Annotated in this window: 10 protein-coding genes; 6 read left to right on the forward strand and 4 right to left on the reverse strand. The window is 66.3% G+C overall.

What is annotated here, in order from left to right:
* Positions 1–133: 133 nt before the first annotated feature.
* The 3 genes from dnaG to QE360_RS11610 all read right to left on the reverse strand — a co-directional run bounded on the left by dnaG (position 134) and on the right by QE360_RS11610 (position 3,185).
* Positions 134–1,981 (reverse strand): DNA primase, encoded by a 1,848-nt coding sequence (gene dnaG / locus QE360_RS11600; RefSeq protein ID WP_309701684.1) that lies wholly within the window; start codon positions 1,979–1,981, stop codon positions 134–136.
* Positions 1,982–2,095: 114 nt separating this feature from the next.
* Positions 2,096–2,716 (reverse strand): endonuclease domain-containing protein, encoded by a 621-nt coding sequence (locus QE360_RS11605; RefSeq protein WP_309701686.1) that lies wholly within the window; start codon positions 2,714–2,716, stop codon positions 2,096–2,098.
* A 16-nt stretch (positions 2,717–2,732) separates the two neighbouring features.
* Positions 2,733–3,185, reverse strand: coding sequence for a GatB/YqeY domain-containing protein (locus QE360_RS11610; protein WP_309701688.1), 453 nt, complete (start codon positions 3,183–3,185; stop codon positions 2,733–2,735).
* Positions 3,186–3,325: 140 nt separating this feature from the next.
* Between QE360_RS11610 and carA the strand changes: the two genes are divergently transcribed.
* The 4 genes from carA (at position 3,326) to QE360_RS11630 (ending at position 9,352) form a co-directional block, all read left to right on the forward strand.
* Positions 3,326–4,507, forward strand: a complete 1,182-nt coding sequence (carA, locus tag QE360_RS11615; RefSeq protein ID WP_309701690.1) for a glutamine-hydrolyzing carbamoyl-phosphate synthase small subunit — start codon at positions 3,326–3,328, stop codon at positions 4,505–4,507.
* A 298-nt stretch (positions 4,508–4,805) separates the two neighbouring features.
* Positions 4,806–8,138, forward strand: a complete 3,333-nt coding sequence (gene carB, locus QE360_RS11620; protein ID WP_309701693.1) for a carbamoyl-phosphate synthase large subunit — start codon at positions 4,806–4,808, stop codon at positions 8,136–8,138.
* A 94-nt stretch (positions 8,139–8,232) separates the two neighbouring features.
* Positions 8,233–8,709, forward strand: coding sequence for a transcription elongation factor GreA (gene greA, locus QE360_RS11625; protein WP_183953050.1), 477 nt, complete (start codon positions 8,233–8,235; stop codon positions 8,707–8,709).
* Positions 8,710–8,713: 4 nt separating this feature from the next.
* Complete coding sequence (locus tag QE360_RS11630) at positions 8,714–9,352, forward strand: rhomboid family intramembrane serine protease (protein ID WP_309696517.1); 639 nt, start codon at positions 8,714–8,716, stop codon at positions 9,350–9,352.
* A 157-nt stretch (positions 9,353–9,509) separates the two neighbouring features.
* Here QE360_RS11630 and QE360_RS11635 read toward each other — a convergent pair whose 3' ends face one another.
* Positions 9,510–9,725, reverse strand: a complete 216-nt coding sequence (locus QE360_RS11635; RefSeq protein WP_307099894.1) for a DUF4170 domain-containing protein — start codon at positions 9,723–9,725, stop codon at positions 9,510–9,512.
* Between the two features lie 139 nt (positions 9,726–9,864).
* Between QE360_RS11635 and QE360_RS11640 the strand changes: the two genes are divergently transcribed.
* Complete coding sequence (locus QE360_RS11640) at positions 9,865–11,121, forward strand: FAD-dependent oxidoreductase (protein ID WP_309701695.1); 1,257 nt, start codon at positions 9,865–9,867, stop codon at positions 11,119–11,121.
* Between the two features lie 359 nt (positions 11,122–11,480).
* The gene (locus tag QE360_RS11645; RefSeq protein WP_309701696.1) at positions 11,481–13,598 is read left to right on the forward strand and encodes a TonB-dependent siderophore receptor; all 2,118 of its coding nucleotides are present in this window, start codon (positions 11,481–11,483) and stop codon (positions 13,596–13,598) included.
* Positions 13,599–13,652: the final 54 nt, after the last annotated feature.

Raw genomic sequence — 13,652 nt, forward strand, 5'->3', positions numbered from 1 at the left:
TCGGGTCTCAATGCCCGGCCTCTTTCACGCACGCCGCCGGTTTGGCAAGCGGGTGAGGGGGCCATGCGTAATTTTCCAGTGTGGGCGTGGGTCGCCCAATATGCCCCGGATATGGGGCGCGGGGGTAGCCGTATCAAGCGGCCTCCCCGGCTTGCTTGTCCGCCAGGTCGCGGGCCGCCTCCAGCCAGCGATAAAGCTGGTCCAGCGATTGCGCATGGGCGGCGTGGCACCGCGTCTGTTCGGCGAAGCGATCCTCGGTCATGTCGGCGCGGAACGCCTCGACCGCACGCTCGCGGTTCGCACGCGTCTCGCTTTCCTCCAGCATCACCTCGATGACCTTTTCCAGATCGCGCACGGCGATGGCGGGGTCGGACATCTTGCTGAAGAAGCTGAAGGCGAGGTCGCGGGTATAGTCGCGCGCGTCGATCGGGTGGACGTCGGTGGTCGCCATGATCTGTTCGATCAGGCTCTCCGCCTCGGCGGCGTCCTTGCGCGACAGATGGGGATCGTTGACCGCCGCGTCGAGCAGATGATGCCGCCAGTCGTTGAGATAGCGGTCGCCCATGTCCAGGCGGCTGATCTCGTCCATATAGCGGCACAGGACATGCGGATAGCGCATCAGCCCCAGCAGCACCGCGCGCTTCAGGCTGTATTCGACGCCGCGTCCGACATGGCGATTGGCCTCGGCCACCGCCTGGTGCACCGCCGCCGCATTGACGCGCCGGATGCCGAACACGTCGAAATAGCGCGACATCAAGGCGCGCTTATATTCGTAGGCCAGGTCCTTGTGCGGGATCTGCTGCGCCAGTTCCTCCAGCCGCTGCTTCAGCGCGGCGCGCCCCTCGGGCGTGTCGGTCTGCGCCTGCGCGATCTCGGCCTGCCAGAGCAGGTCGCTGAGCGGCGTGGCGCGGGTGAGCACCGCCTCGAAGCCCGCCGCGCCCTTTTCCTGGACCAGATCGTCGGGGTCCTGCCCTTGCGGCAGGGTGACGAAGGACAGGCTCTTGCCCGGCTGGAGCAGGGGCAGCGCGCGGTGCGCGGCGCGGATCGCGGCCTTCTGCCCGGCGGCATCGCCGTCGAAGCAGAGCGTCGGCACATCGACCATCCGCCACAGGCGCTCCAACTGGTTCTCGGTCAGCGCGGTGCCGAGCGGCGCCACCGCCTCGGCGATCCCCGCCTGGGCCAGCGCGATCACGTCCATATAGCCCTCGACCACCAGCACGCGGCCGGACTTGCGCACGGCAGGCGCGGCGCGGTCGAGATTGTAGAGCGTGCGCCCCTTGTCGAAGAGGGGGGTGTCGGGCGAGTTGAGATATTTGGGCTCGCCCTCGCCGATGATCCGGCCGCCGAACGCGATCACCCGGCCGCGCGCGTCGCGGATCGGGATCATCAATCGGCCGCGGAACCGGTCATACGGGTCCTTGCCATCGACCTTGATGAGCAGCCCGCACTCGATCAGCGCCGGATCGCCATAATCCTTCAGCGCGGCCTTAAGCTTGCCCCGGCTGTCGGGCGCGAAGCCCAGCCCGAAGGCGCGGGCGGTCTCGGGCGTCACCCGGCGACGGGTCAGCAATTCGCGGGCATCGCCGCCCGACAGGCCACCCAATTGCTCGGAGAACCAGGCGGCGGCGTCCGCCATCGCGTCGTGCAGCCCCTTGGCCCGCTCCGCCTTCTGCGCGGCGCGGCGATCCTGCGCGGGGACTTCGAGCCCGGCCGCCTGCGCCAGTTCCTTGACTGCGTCGATGAAGGGCAGGCCGCGCTGGTCGGTCATCCAGCGAATGGCATCGCCATGCGCCGAACAGCCGAAACAGTGATAAAAGCCCTTGTCGTCGTTGACGTAGAAGCTGGGCGTCTTTTCGTTATGGAAGGGGCAGCAGCCCTTATATTCCCGGCCCGCCTTTTGCAGCTTCACCGTCTTGCCGATCAGCGCCGACAGGCTCGTGCGAGCGCGTAGCTCGTCAAGGAATTGCGGGGTCAGGCTCATGGCGTCCGCGCGATTATAATGAGTAGCCGGAATGGCGTGTTTTGGCAAGGGTTGGGGTGGTGCGGAAGGTCCAGGATTGCCCTCCCCCAACCCCTCCCGCCTGCGGGAGGGGAGTTATTCAGGATTCTCCTCGCGGCTTGCGCTTCCCCTCCCGCAGGCGAGTTTCAGGCCGGTCATGCCCCCGGCATGACCTAAACGATGCGGGGCATCGTTTGCCTGAAACTGGGATCGAGGGGAGGGCGGGGCCGCGAGCGCACGCTCGATGGTTTCGATCACGCCTTCCAGATTGCGCAAAACGTCGTTGTTCCAGAAGCGGAGGACCCGCCAGCCCTGGGTTTCGAGGTAACGGGTGCGGGCTTCGTCGTAAGCGGCGCGTTCGTCATGCTGGCCACCATCGACTTCAACGATCAGTTTTTCCGATCGGGCGGCGAAATCGGTGATATAGGGGCCGACCGGTACCTGCCGGTTGAAACGTACCCCGGCCACTTGGCGGCGGGAGAGCGCCCGCCACAGCCGCCGTTCCGCGTCGGTCGGGTTGAGGCGGAGTTCTCGCGCTTTTTGCGTAGGGCGGCCTTCGCGGAAGGGCCGGGGCCCCTCCCCTCGGTCCCCTCCCGCCTGCGGGAGGGGATGCGCTTTTGGTGGAGGGCATCCCCCTCCACCAGGCGCAACAGGCTCCCCTCCCGCAGGCGGGAGGGGTTGGGGGAGGGGACTACGCTTGCGATTAGGCCGGTCCATCCCCGCGAGCCCTAAATCACGCCAGCGCCGCCTTCACCAGCCCGCTCGCCTTGCTCATATCCAGCACCGCCGCATGCCGCGCCTTCAGTTCAGCCATCACCCGGCCCATGTCCTTCATGCCCGACGCGCCGATCTCCGCCTTGATCGCCTCGATCGCGGCCTTGGTCTCGTCCTCGGTCAGCGTTTGCGGCAGGAAGCGCTCGATCACCGCGACCTCGGCCTTTTCCTGGTCGGCCAGTTCCTGGCGACCGCCCTGTTCGTACATGGCGATCGATTCGCGGCGCTGCTTGACCATCTTCTGGAGGACTTCGATCACGACCATGTCGTCATCGGCGGGCGCGGTGCCGGTGCGGAGTTCGATGTCGCGGTTCTTGATGGCGGCCTGGATCAGGCTGATCGCCGCGCGGCTTTCTTTGTCGCCAGCCTTCATGGCGGCCACCTGCGCGGCCTTGATGTCGTCGCGAATCATGTTTTGTCCGTCTTGTCTGAAAGGCGGAGACGATAGCGCCCCGAACCGATCACGTGAACCGGTTGACGCGACGCCCGTATGGCCCTAGCGGACGCCACTTAGCGACATTGCAGACATTTTAGCAGGAGTGCCCGCCGATCATGGCCGACGCCAAGCCATTCGCCATGCCCGAAAAGCCTGAAGGCGCCACGGGCGTTCTCGTTCTGGCGAACGGAGACGTGTTATGGGGGCGCGGTTTCGGCGTCGAGGGTGATGCCGTCGGAGAGGTGTGCTTCCACACCGCGATGACCGGCTATCAGGAGATCATGACCGATCCGTCCTTCGCCGGGCAGATCATCACCTTCACCTTCCCGCATATCGGCAATGTCGGCGCGAACCCCGACGATATCGAGGCGGACGCGCCGCACGCGCTGGGCATGATCGTCCGCGAGGACCCGACGGCCCCGTCCAACTTCCGCGCGATGGAAAACCTTGCCGGATGGATGGCGCGGCACAACCGCATCGGCCTGGCGGGCATCGACACCCGCGCGCTGACCCGCCGCATCCGTGCAGGCGGCGCGCCCAACGGCGTGATCGCGCATTCGGCTTCGGGCGAGTTCGACATCGCGGCGCTGCTCGAAAAGGCGAAGGCCTGGCCGGGGCTGGAGGGCATGGACCTCGCCAAGGACGTGTCGACCGAGCTGCATTATGGCTGGGGCGAGACGCGCGAAGGCGGGTTGTGGCGGCTGGGCTTCGGCTATGCCGGTTCCGAGGGCGAGGATCGCCCGCACGTCGTCGCGATCGATTATGGCAGCAAGCACAACATCTTCCGCAATCTGGTCCAGGCCGGAGCGAAGGTGTCGGTGGTCCCCGCCACCGCGTCCTATGAGGATGTGATGGCGCTGAACCCGGACGGCATCTTCCTGTCCAACGGCCCCGGCGATCCGGCGGCGACGGGCGAATATACCGTGCCGGTCATCCGCCAGCTGCTCGACACCGGCAAGCCGCTGTTCGGCATCTGCCTGGGCCACCAGCTTCTGGGTCTGGCAGTCGGCGCCAAGACCACGAAAATGCACCAGGGCCATCGCGGCGCGAACCATCCGGTCAAGCGCCTGTCCGACGGTCTGGTCGAGATCACCAGCATGAACCACGGCTTCGCGGTCGAGCGCGAGACGCTGCCCGCCAATGCGCGCGAGACTCATGTGTCGCTGTTCGACGGGTCGAATGCGGGGTTGGAACTGACCGACCGCCCGGCCTTCTCGGTCCAGTATCACCCCGAGGCTTCGCCGGGGCCGCAGGACAGCTTCTATCTGTTCGAGCGGTTCGTGGGGTCGCTTCGGTGAATAGCTTAAGGCTTGTATCCGCTGTTGGCCTATATGGGCTGCTCGGTGGATGCGGGCTTATTTTCGGCAGTCCGATGACAAATGGCGAATTCTCGTTCGCCAAAAGTCGGTGCAAGCTGAACGGTGCCAAACTGGTTGGCGGAAGTTTCCTGACAGGACGCCCGTCGATCATCGAGGCACCGTTTGGCATCAAGCCCGGGGATTGGGACGCAAAGCTAGATTGTGTGGCGCGGCTGTTTGGCGGCGACGGCGTCATCAAAGCTCCTTCAAACAGCTTCGTATTTAGGTTTAAAAACTAATGCCAAAACGCACCGACATCTCCTCCATCCTCGTCATCGGCGCTGGCCCGATCGTCATCGGTCAGGCGTGCGAGTTCGACTATTCGGGCACGCAGGCGATCAAGGCCCTGAAGGAAGAGGGCTATCGCATCGTCCTGGTCAATTCCAACCCGGCGACGATCATGACGGACCCCGAGCTGGCCGACGCGACCTATGTCGAGCCGATCACGCCCGCCGTCGTCGCCAAGATCATCGAGAAGGAGCGCCCCGACGCGGTCCTGCCGACCATGGGCGGGCAGACCGCGCTGAACACTGCGCTGGCGCTGTTCCATGACGGCACGCTGGAGAAGTTCGGCGTCCAGATGATCGGCGCCGATGCCGAGGCGATCGACAAGGCCGAGGACCGTCAGAAGTTCAAGGTCGCGATGGAAAAGATCGGGCTGGAATCGGCCCGCTCGGCGATCGCGCATTCCGAGAAGGAAGCGCTGGAGGGGCTGGAGAAGGTCGGCCTTCCCGCCATCATCCGCCCCAGCTTCACGCTGGGCGGCACCGGCGGCGGCGTTGCCTATAACCGCGAGGAGTTCATCGCGATCGTCCGCGCCGGGCTCGACGCCTCGCCGACGACCGAGGTGCTGATCGAGGAGTCGCTCCTCGGTTGGAAGGAATATGAGATGGAGGTCGTGCGCGATCGCAACGACAATTCCATCATCATCTGCTCGATCGAGAATATCGATCCGATGGGCGTCCATACCGGCGACTCGATCACCGTCGCGCCCGCGCTGACCCTGACCGACAAGGAATATCAGATCATGCGCAACGCCAGCCTGGCGGTGCTGCGTGAGATCGGCGTCGAGACGGGCGGCTCGAACGTGCAGTTCGCGGTCAATCCAAAGGACGGCCGCCTGATCGTCATTGAGATGAACCCGCGCGTGTCGCGTTCCTCGGCGCTGGCGTCGAAGGCGACCGGCTTCCCGATCGCCAAGGTCGCGGCCAAGCTGGCGGTCGGCTATACGCTGGACGAGATCGAGAACGACATCACCGGCGCGACCCCGGCCTCGTTCGAACCGACGATCGACTATGTCGTCACCAAGATCCCGCGCTTCGCCTTCGAGAAGTTCAAGGGCTCGGAGCCCGTCCTCTCCACCGCGATGAAGTCGGTCGGCGAAGTGATGGCGATCGGCCGCAACATCCATGAATCGATGCAGAAGGCGCTGCGTGGTCTGGAGACCGGCCTGAGCGGCTTCAACGATGTCGAGCATCTGGTCGGCGCGCCGCGTGCCGAGATCGAGGCGGCGCTGGCCAAGGCGACCCCGGACCGGCTGCTGGTTGCGGCGCAGGCGCTGCGCGAAGGCTTCACCGTCGCCGAGGTCCATGCAATCGCCAAATACGATCCCTGGTTCCTGGAGCGGATCGCCGAGATCGTCGCGGCCGAGGCCGAGGTCATGCAGAACGGCCTGCCGCAGGATGCGGCCGGTATGCGCCGCCTGAAGGCGATGGGCTTCTCCGACAAGCGGCTCGCCTATCTGGCGCTGCAATCGGCGAATTTGCGCGGCATGGATCGGGGTATCGCGCGCGGTTCGGGCCTGATCCATGAGGTCGTCAAGATGATGACCGGCGGCGTGACCGAGCAGGAGGTGCGCGAGCATCGCCAGAAGCTGGGTGTCCGGCCCGTCTTCAAGCGGATCGACACCTGCGCGGCCGAGTTCGACGCCAAGACGCCGTATATGTACTCGACCTACGAGGCCCCGACCTTCGGCGAGCCCGAGGACGAGGCGGTGCCCAGCCACCGCAAGAAGATCGTCATTCTCGGCGGCGGTCCGAACCGGATCGGTCAGGGGATCGAGTTCGACTATTGCTGCTGCCACGCCTGCTTCGCGCTGGCGGATGCGGGCTATGAGACGATCATGGTCAACTGCAACCCGGAAACGGTCAGCACCGACTATGACACTTCGGACCGGCTGTATTTCGAGCCGCTGACCGCCGAGGACGTGCTCGCCATTCTCGACGTCGAGAAGTCGCGAGGAGAGCTGGTCGGCGTGATCGTGCAGTTCGGCGGCCAGACCCCGCTGAACCTCGCCCGCGCGCTGGAATCGGCCGGTATCCCGATCCTGGGCACCAGCCCCGACGCGATCGACCTGGCCGAGGACCGCGAGCAGTTCGCCGCGCTGGTCGACAAGCTGAAGCTGCTCCAGCCCAAGAACGGCATCGCGCGCAGCCGTGAGGAAGCGCTGATCGTCGCCGAGCGCGTCGGCTATCCGGTGCTGATGCGCCCCAGCTTCGTGCTGGGCGGCCGCGCCATGGAGATTGTCGACGGCCCGCAGCAGCTCGAGGATTATATCCAGACGGCGGTGCAGGTGTCGGGCGACGCCCCGGTCCTGATCGACCAGTATCTGCGCGACGCAATCGAGGTGGACGTGGACGCGATCTGCGACGGCGACCAGGTCGTCGTGGCGGGCGTGCTCCAGCACATCGAGGAAGCGGGCGTCCATTCGGGCGACTCGGCCTGCTCGCTGCCGCCCTACAGCCTGTCGGCTGAGATCATCGCCGAGATCGAGCGCCAGGCCGAGGCGCTGGCGCGCGGCCTGAACGTGCGCGGCCTGATGAACATCCAGTTCGCGGTGAAGGACGGCCAGGTCTATCTGATCGAGGTCAACCCGCGCGCCAGCCGCACCGTGCCCTTCGTCGCCAAGGCGATCGGCACCCCCATCGCCAAGATCGCCGCGCGCGTCATGGCGGGCGAGAAGCTGGCCGACCTGCCGCAGATCGATCGCCACATCGATTATTACGCGGTCAAGGAAGCGGTCTTCCCCTTCGCGCGCTTCCCCGGTGTCGATCCGGTGCTGTCGCCCGAAATGAAGTCGACCGGCGAGGTCATGGGCATCGACCCCGACTTCACCACCGCCTTCGCCAAGTCGCAGCTGGGCGCGGGCACCGTCCTGCCCACCAGCGGCGCGGTCTTCATCAGCCTGAAGGACGGCGACAAGGAACAGATCGTTCCCGCCGCCCGGATGCTGGCGGAGGCGGGCTTCGCGATCGTCGCGACCGGCGGCACCGCCGATTATCTCGACCGCGCAGGGGTCACGGTCGAGAAGATCAACAAGGTGGCGCAGGGACGGCCGCATATCGTCGACCGGATCAAGGACGGCGGCATCACCCTGATCTTCAACACGACCGAGGGGTGGCAGAGCCTGAAGGACTCCAAACCCATCCGCGAAGCCGCGCTGGGGCAGAAGATTCCGTACTTCACCACGGCCCCCGCCAGCATCGAGGCGGCCAAGGCGATTGCGGCGGCTGGCACCCGTGGTCTTGAAGTACGTCCCCTGCAATCCTACTATTCGCGTTCGCACAACTGATCCCGACATGAGAACATGATGTGCTGGCGGACCGCTCTCCCGGTTGGAAGGGCGGTCCGTACCGGGAATGCGTATGGAAGTGGGGACTAGGATTATGGCGACCGTCGAAAAGATGCCGATGCTCCAGGAGGGCTATGACAAGCTCACCCAGGACCTGCGGCGTCTGAAAGAGGAACGGCCGCTGATCGTCGACGCGATCGAGGAAGCGCGTGCACACGGCGACCTGTCCGAAAACGCCGAATATCATGCGGCCAAGGAACGGCAGGGCCAGGTGGAGGCGACGATCGCTGACATCGAGGACAAGCTGAGCCGCGCGCAGATCATCGACCCGAAGGACCTGTCGGGCGACAAGATCGTGTTCGGCGCGACCGTCACGCTGCTCGACGAGGACGACAAGCCGGTCAAGTACCAGATCGTCGGCCAGACCGAGGCGGACGCCAAGACCGGCCGGATCAGCTACAACTCGCCGCTGGGCCGTGCGCTGATCGGGCGCAAGCTGGACGAAGAGGTCGAGGTGACGGTGCCGTCGGGCGACCGCTATTATCTCGTCAGCAAGATCGAATTCATCTGATCCGATGAATTGGGCAGCGGCACGCGCGACGACGGCCATCGCGGTCGTGACGGCGGTCGTGTCGCTGTTGCTGATCGTCACGGGGCTGGTGCCCGACGCGGCGATCGGGGCGGGTTTCATCCCGTTGCGGTTCGAGGGGGCGGCGCTGCCCCCCGATCTGGGCTTTGCGGTGCCGACGCTGCTGACCCCGCTGACCGCCACGCTGATCCATGGCGGTTTCGCGCATATCGCGTTCAACCTCGTCATGCTGGTCTATTGCGGCGCGCAGGCCGAGCGGGCGCTGGGCGCGCGGGGGATCGTCGTCCTCTATGTCGTCGGCGCCTATGCGGCGGCCTTGGCGCAATATTTTCCCGATCCGGGTTCCGCCTCGCCGATGATCGGGGCGAGCGGCGCGATCTCGGCGATCGTCGGCGCCTATGCGCTGCTCTTCGGGCAACGCCGGGCGACCCGTGGGATTGCCGGGCTTTCGGCCGAATTCACCCATGTCCTGTGGCTGGCGGCGGGGTGGATCGGCATCCAGCTGCTGCTGGGCTTTGCGGGCATGGGGATGGGCGCGATCGCGGTGGGCGCGCATATCGGCGGGTTCATCGCCGGGCTGGTCTTCGCGAAGCCGCTGCTGCTGTGGCGCTACCGTAACGCCTGAGCCGGGCCAAATCAGTCTGGTTGTAGTGGATGCGCCATGCACCCAGCCCGCGCATCAGCATCGCTCATAGTGAACGGAGCGGGGGGCTGCGGCCCAACCCCCGATCGGCCTGGGCGAAGTCGAAGGCCATGCCCCCGACCTCGCCCGGCAACCCGGATCAACCCAGCGTCGGCTCGAGCAGGCGGTGCAGGTGCACCACGACGAACTTCATCTCCGCATCGTCCACGGTGCGCTGCGCGGCGGCGCGCCAGGCCTTTTCGGCGCTGGCATAGTCGGGGAACACGCCCACCACTTCCAGCGCGGAGGGATCGACGAAATCGAGGGTCTGCGGATCGCTGACGCGGCCGCCGAACACGAGGTGCAGCTTGCTCATGGTGTCTCCTGATGGGGTTTGCCTGTCCCTAGCGACAAGCGCGGCCGGATTGAAGATGCTGTTTCGCGTCGCAACGCTTTGTCATGTCGAGTGGCGGGGGAAGGTGACAGGGGTGCCCCTGTCATTCTAGAAGTTGGGAATGAGCCAGACCGCCGCGCCCGCTTCGCCCGTCGCCTATGATGTCGTGATCGTCGGCACCGGCCATGCCGGCGCGCAGGCGGCGATCGCACTGCGCCAGGAAGGCTTTGGCGGCACGATCGCGATGATCGGCGAGGAAGCCCATCCCCCCTATGAACGCCCGCCCTTGTCCAAGGAGTATCTGGCCGGGGACAAGCCGTTCGAGCGTATCCTGATCCGCCCCGAACGCTTCTGGGACGAGCGCGCGGTGACGCTGCGGCTGGGCGAGCGGGTGATCGCGGTCGACGCCGAGGCGCGGCTGCTGACGACCGAGGCGGGGGCGATGGTCGAATATGGTTCGCTGATCTGGGCGGCGGGCGGCCATGCGCGGCGGCTGACCTGTGCGGGGCATGACCTGGCGGGGGTGCACGGCGTGCGCAGCCGCGCCGATGTCGACCGCCTGATCGCCGAGCTTCCGGCGGTGCGCGAGGTGGTGGTGATCGGCGGCGGCTATATCGGGCTGGAGGCGGCCGCAGTGCTGACCAAGTTCGGCAAGCAGGTGACGATCGTCGAGGCGCAGGACCGGGTGCTGGCGCGGGTCGCGGGCGAGACGCTGTCGCGCTTCTACGAGGGTGAGCACCGCGCGCATGGCGTCACCGTCCGGCTGAACGAGAGCGTCGCCTGTATCGAAGGCGAGACGGCGGTTTGCGGCGTCAGGCTGGGCGACGGGACGGTGCTGCCCGCGCAGATGGCGATCGTCGGGATCGGCATCGTCCCCTCGGTCGAACCGCTGGTCGCGGCGGGGGCGGCGGGTGACAATGGCGTCACCGTCGATGCGCAGGGGCGGACCAGCCTGCCGCATGTCTTCGCGGTCGGCGACTGCGCGGCGCATGCCAATGCCTTTGCGGGCGGGGCGATGATCCGGCTGGAGTCGGTGCAGAACGCCAACGACCAGGCGACCGTCGTGGCGCGGACGCTGGTCGGGCGCGAGGTCGCCTATCACGCGGTGCCGTGGTTCTGGTCCAACCAATATGATCTGAAACTACAGACGGTCGGGCTGTCCACCGGGCATGACCAGGCCGTGCTGCGCGGCGACCCGGCGACGCGCAGCTTCTCGATCCTGTATCTGCGGGAGGGGCGGGTCGTCGCGCTCGACTGCGTCAACGCGATGCGCGACTTCGTCCAGGGCAAGCCGCTGGTCGTGGACGGCGCGGTGCTGCCCGCCGAGATGCTGGCCGACTCGACCCAGCCGCTCAAGGCCCTCTGGCCCAGGCCCTAGGGCAGATCGCCATTCAGCGATGCCTTTCCTTCCCTCGCCCCTCGCAGAGGGGAGAGGGTTGCGCAGACTTGGCCTTTGCGAAAGCAAAGGCTTAGTCGGAGCTGGGTGAGGGGTGGGCGCTCGCGAAGCGAGCGCAGCGAGCCTTTGGGCTCGCTCAACCCCTCACCCAAGCTGCGCTAGCCAGCAGGCTGGCAAGCTTCGCTAACCCTCTCCCCTGTCCAGGGGAGAGGGGAAGAAGAAGCAATCCCGAATGTCGATCCGCCCTAGCGGCGCGGGCGGTTGCGTGAAAAAAACGTCACATTGATATGTTGTAACGCAACCGACCTTTGGATATGCGCCCCCTCCACGGGAGTAATGTCATGTTCATCCATCGTTTGCCGACGCGGTTCGGCCGCGCATCCTTGTCGTTCGTCGCGCTGATCCTGGCGACCGGCCCCGCCATGGCGCAGACCCGCAAGGATGCGGCGGCGCCGGACGATCATGGCGACATCGTCGTCCTGGGCACCCGGTCGCAGCGCGATTCCACGCTCGGCTCCGACCTGTTGACCCGCCGCATGTCGCAGTCGAGCCGCTCGCTGGAGCGCGACCTGCTGGTCGCCAACGGCACCTATCGCCTGTCCGACGCGCTGGAGCTGTTCAGCGGCATCAGCCAGCAGAATAATCGCGGCGGCTTCATCGACAATTTCGCCATTCGCGGCTTTCTGGGGACGCCGGACGGCGGCGCGGAATATTATATCGACGGCTTCCTTGCCAATCGCGGCCTCGCCCCGCCGCGCGACCCCGCCACCACGGAGCGGATCGAGGTGCTGAAGGGCCCGGCGGGCGCGGTGTTCGGCGATATCGATCCGGCGGGCCGGGTGAATATCGTGTCGAAGACGCCGCGCTTCACCCCGGCGGTCAACGCCACGGTGATGGTGGGATCGTTCAACACGCGCCGCGCCGAGCTGGACGTGACGGGGCCGTTCTCCGACACGCTGGCCGGGCGCATCGTCGTCGCGGGCGAGGATTCGGACGGCTATCGCGACTATACCAACCCGTCGCGCCGCGTCGTCTCGCCCTCGCTCACCTGGCAGCCGCGCGCCGGAACCCGCCTGACCGCGCTGGCCGAATATACGCGCTTCGCCTCGGCCTTCGATCGAGGCGTGCCCGCCATCCGGGGCGACGCGCTGGCCATTCCGTCCAACCGCTATTTCGGCGAGCCCGCCGACGGGCTGCATCATGCCGACAACACCCGGTTGCAACTGACCGGCGAGCATGGGCTGGGCGGCGAATGGTCGATCAATGGCGGGGTGAACTGGCGCTATACAACCTTGCGCGGCTTTTCGAGCGACCAGTCCAGCCTGCGCTCGGACAACCGCACGCTGTGGCGGCAACGGCGCGAGCGGGGCTATGAGGCGACCGACTTCTCCGCCCGGATCGAGCTGGCGGGCCGGTTCGACGCCTGGGGCGTCCATCATCCCAGCATCGGGATCAAGGGCTATACGCTCGACTATCTCGAACTGCTGCGCCGTTTCCGCCCGTCCGCCGCGCGCCCCTATGCCATCGACGTGTATAATCCGGTCTATGGCCAGCCGAGACCGGCGGTCGCCAATTTTACCGACCAGCGCGAGAAGCGGGCGGTCGGGACGTTGTATGCGCAGGACATGTGGGACGTCACCGACCGGCTGACCCTGACCGGGGGTATCCGCTTCGACACCTATCGCCAGAAGCTGCGCCGCAACCTGACCGGGCTGGAAACCGAGGCGACGGGCGACCCGGTCAAGTTCCGCTTTGGCGCGCGCTACCGCGTCACCGACGCGATCGCGGTCCATGGCAATTGGGGCGAGTCCTTCCTGCTCAATTCGGGAACCGGCCGACCGACTGCCGACAATCCGCAGGGGCCGTCCTTCGGCCCCGAAGAGGCCAAGGGGTATGAACTGGGCATCGCAGGGCGCTGGCCCGGCGTGAACGTCGCGGCGACCTTCTTCGATACCGAGAAGCGCAACATCCTGACCAACGATCCGGTCGATCCCAACTTCCTGGCGCCGGTCGGTTCGCTCAAGAGCCGGGGTGTCGAACTGGACGCTTCGCTCGACCTGGCGAAGCGGTGGCAGGTGGTGGCCAACTATGCCTATGTCGACGCCCGCGCCGACGACCGCACCTTCGCCACGCCCGACGTGCTGAACGTCGCCAAGCATTCGGGGACGCTGTTCGTCGTCGGCCGCTATCCGACCGGCTGGGGCACCGACTGGTCGGTGTCGGCGGGGGCGGCCTATGTTGGCGATCGCGCGGGGGCAGTGGACAATAGCGGCCTGCGCCTGCCCGCCTATACCAAGGCCAAGATCGCCGGAGAGATTGGCGTGACGCCCGCGCTGACCGTCCGGGCGGAGGCGGACAATCTGTTCGACGTCCATTATGCGATGAGCTCCTACAGCCCCGTCTGGGTCTATCCGGGGGCACCGCGTACGGTTCGCGTGTCGGCCAGGGTCGCCTTTTAAGACAAGCAGCTTGCGCCCACCCCGCGCCATATGTCAGATTTAATGCAAAGGTTT

It is taken from the genome of Sphingomonas sp. SORGH_AS_0789, from assembly GCF_031453055.1.
Classification (GTDB): domain Bacteria; phylum Pseudomonadota; class Alphaproteobacteria; order Sphingomonadales; family Sphingomonadaceae; genus Sphingomonas.

Bases quoted from the DNA above. Each gene is read 5' to 3' on its own strand.
- carA (WP_309701690.1), top strand. From the start codon at position 3,326: ATGGCCGACGCCAAGCCATTCGCCATGCCCGAAAAGCCTGAAGGCGCC.
- QE360_RS11605 (WP_309701686.1), bottom strand. From the start codon at position 2,716: ATGGACCGGCCTAATCGCAAGCGTAGTCCCCTCCCCCAACCCCTCCCG.
- greA (WP_183953050.1), top strand. From the start codon at position 8,233: ATGGCGACCGTCGAAAAGATGCCGATGCTCCAGGAGGGCTATGACAAG.
- QE360_RS11635 (WP_307099894.1), bottom strand. From the start codon at position 9,725: ATGAGCAAGCTGCACCTCGTGTTCGGCGGCCGCGTCAGCGATCCGCAG.
- QE360_RS11630 (WP_309696517.1), top strand. From the start codon at position 8,714: ATGAATTGGGCAGCGGCACGCGCGACGACGGCCATCGCGGTCGTGACG.
- QE360_RS11640 (WP_309701695.1), top strand. From the start codon at position 9,865: ATGAGCCAGACCGCCGCGCCCGCTTCGCCCGTCGCCTATGATGTCGTG.
- QE360_RS11610 (WP_309701688.1), bottom strand. From the start codon at position 3,185: ATGATTCGCGACGACATCAAGGCCGCGCAGGTGGCCGCCATGAAGGCT.
- dnaG (WP_309701684.1), bottom strand. From the start codon at position 1,981: ATGAGCCTGACCCCGCAATTCCTTGACGAGCTACGCGCTCGCACGAGC.
- carB (WP_309701693.1), top strand. From the start codon at position 4,806: ATGCCAAAACGCACCGACATCTCCTCCATCCTCGTCATCGGCGCTGGC.
- QE360_RS11645 (WP_309701696.1), top strand. From the start codon at position 11,481: ATGTTCATCCATCGTTTGCCGACGCGGTTCGGCCGCGCATCCTTGTCG.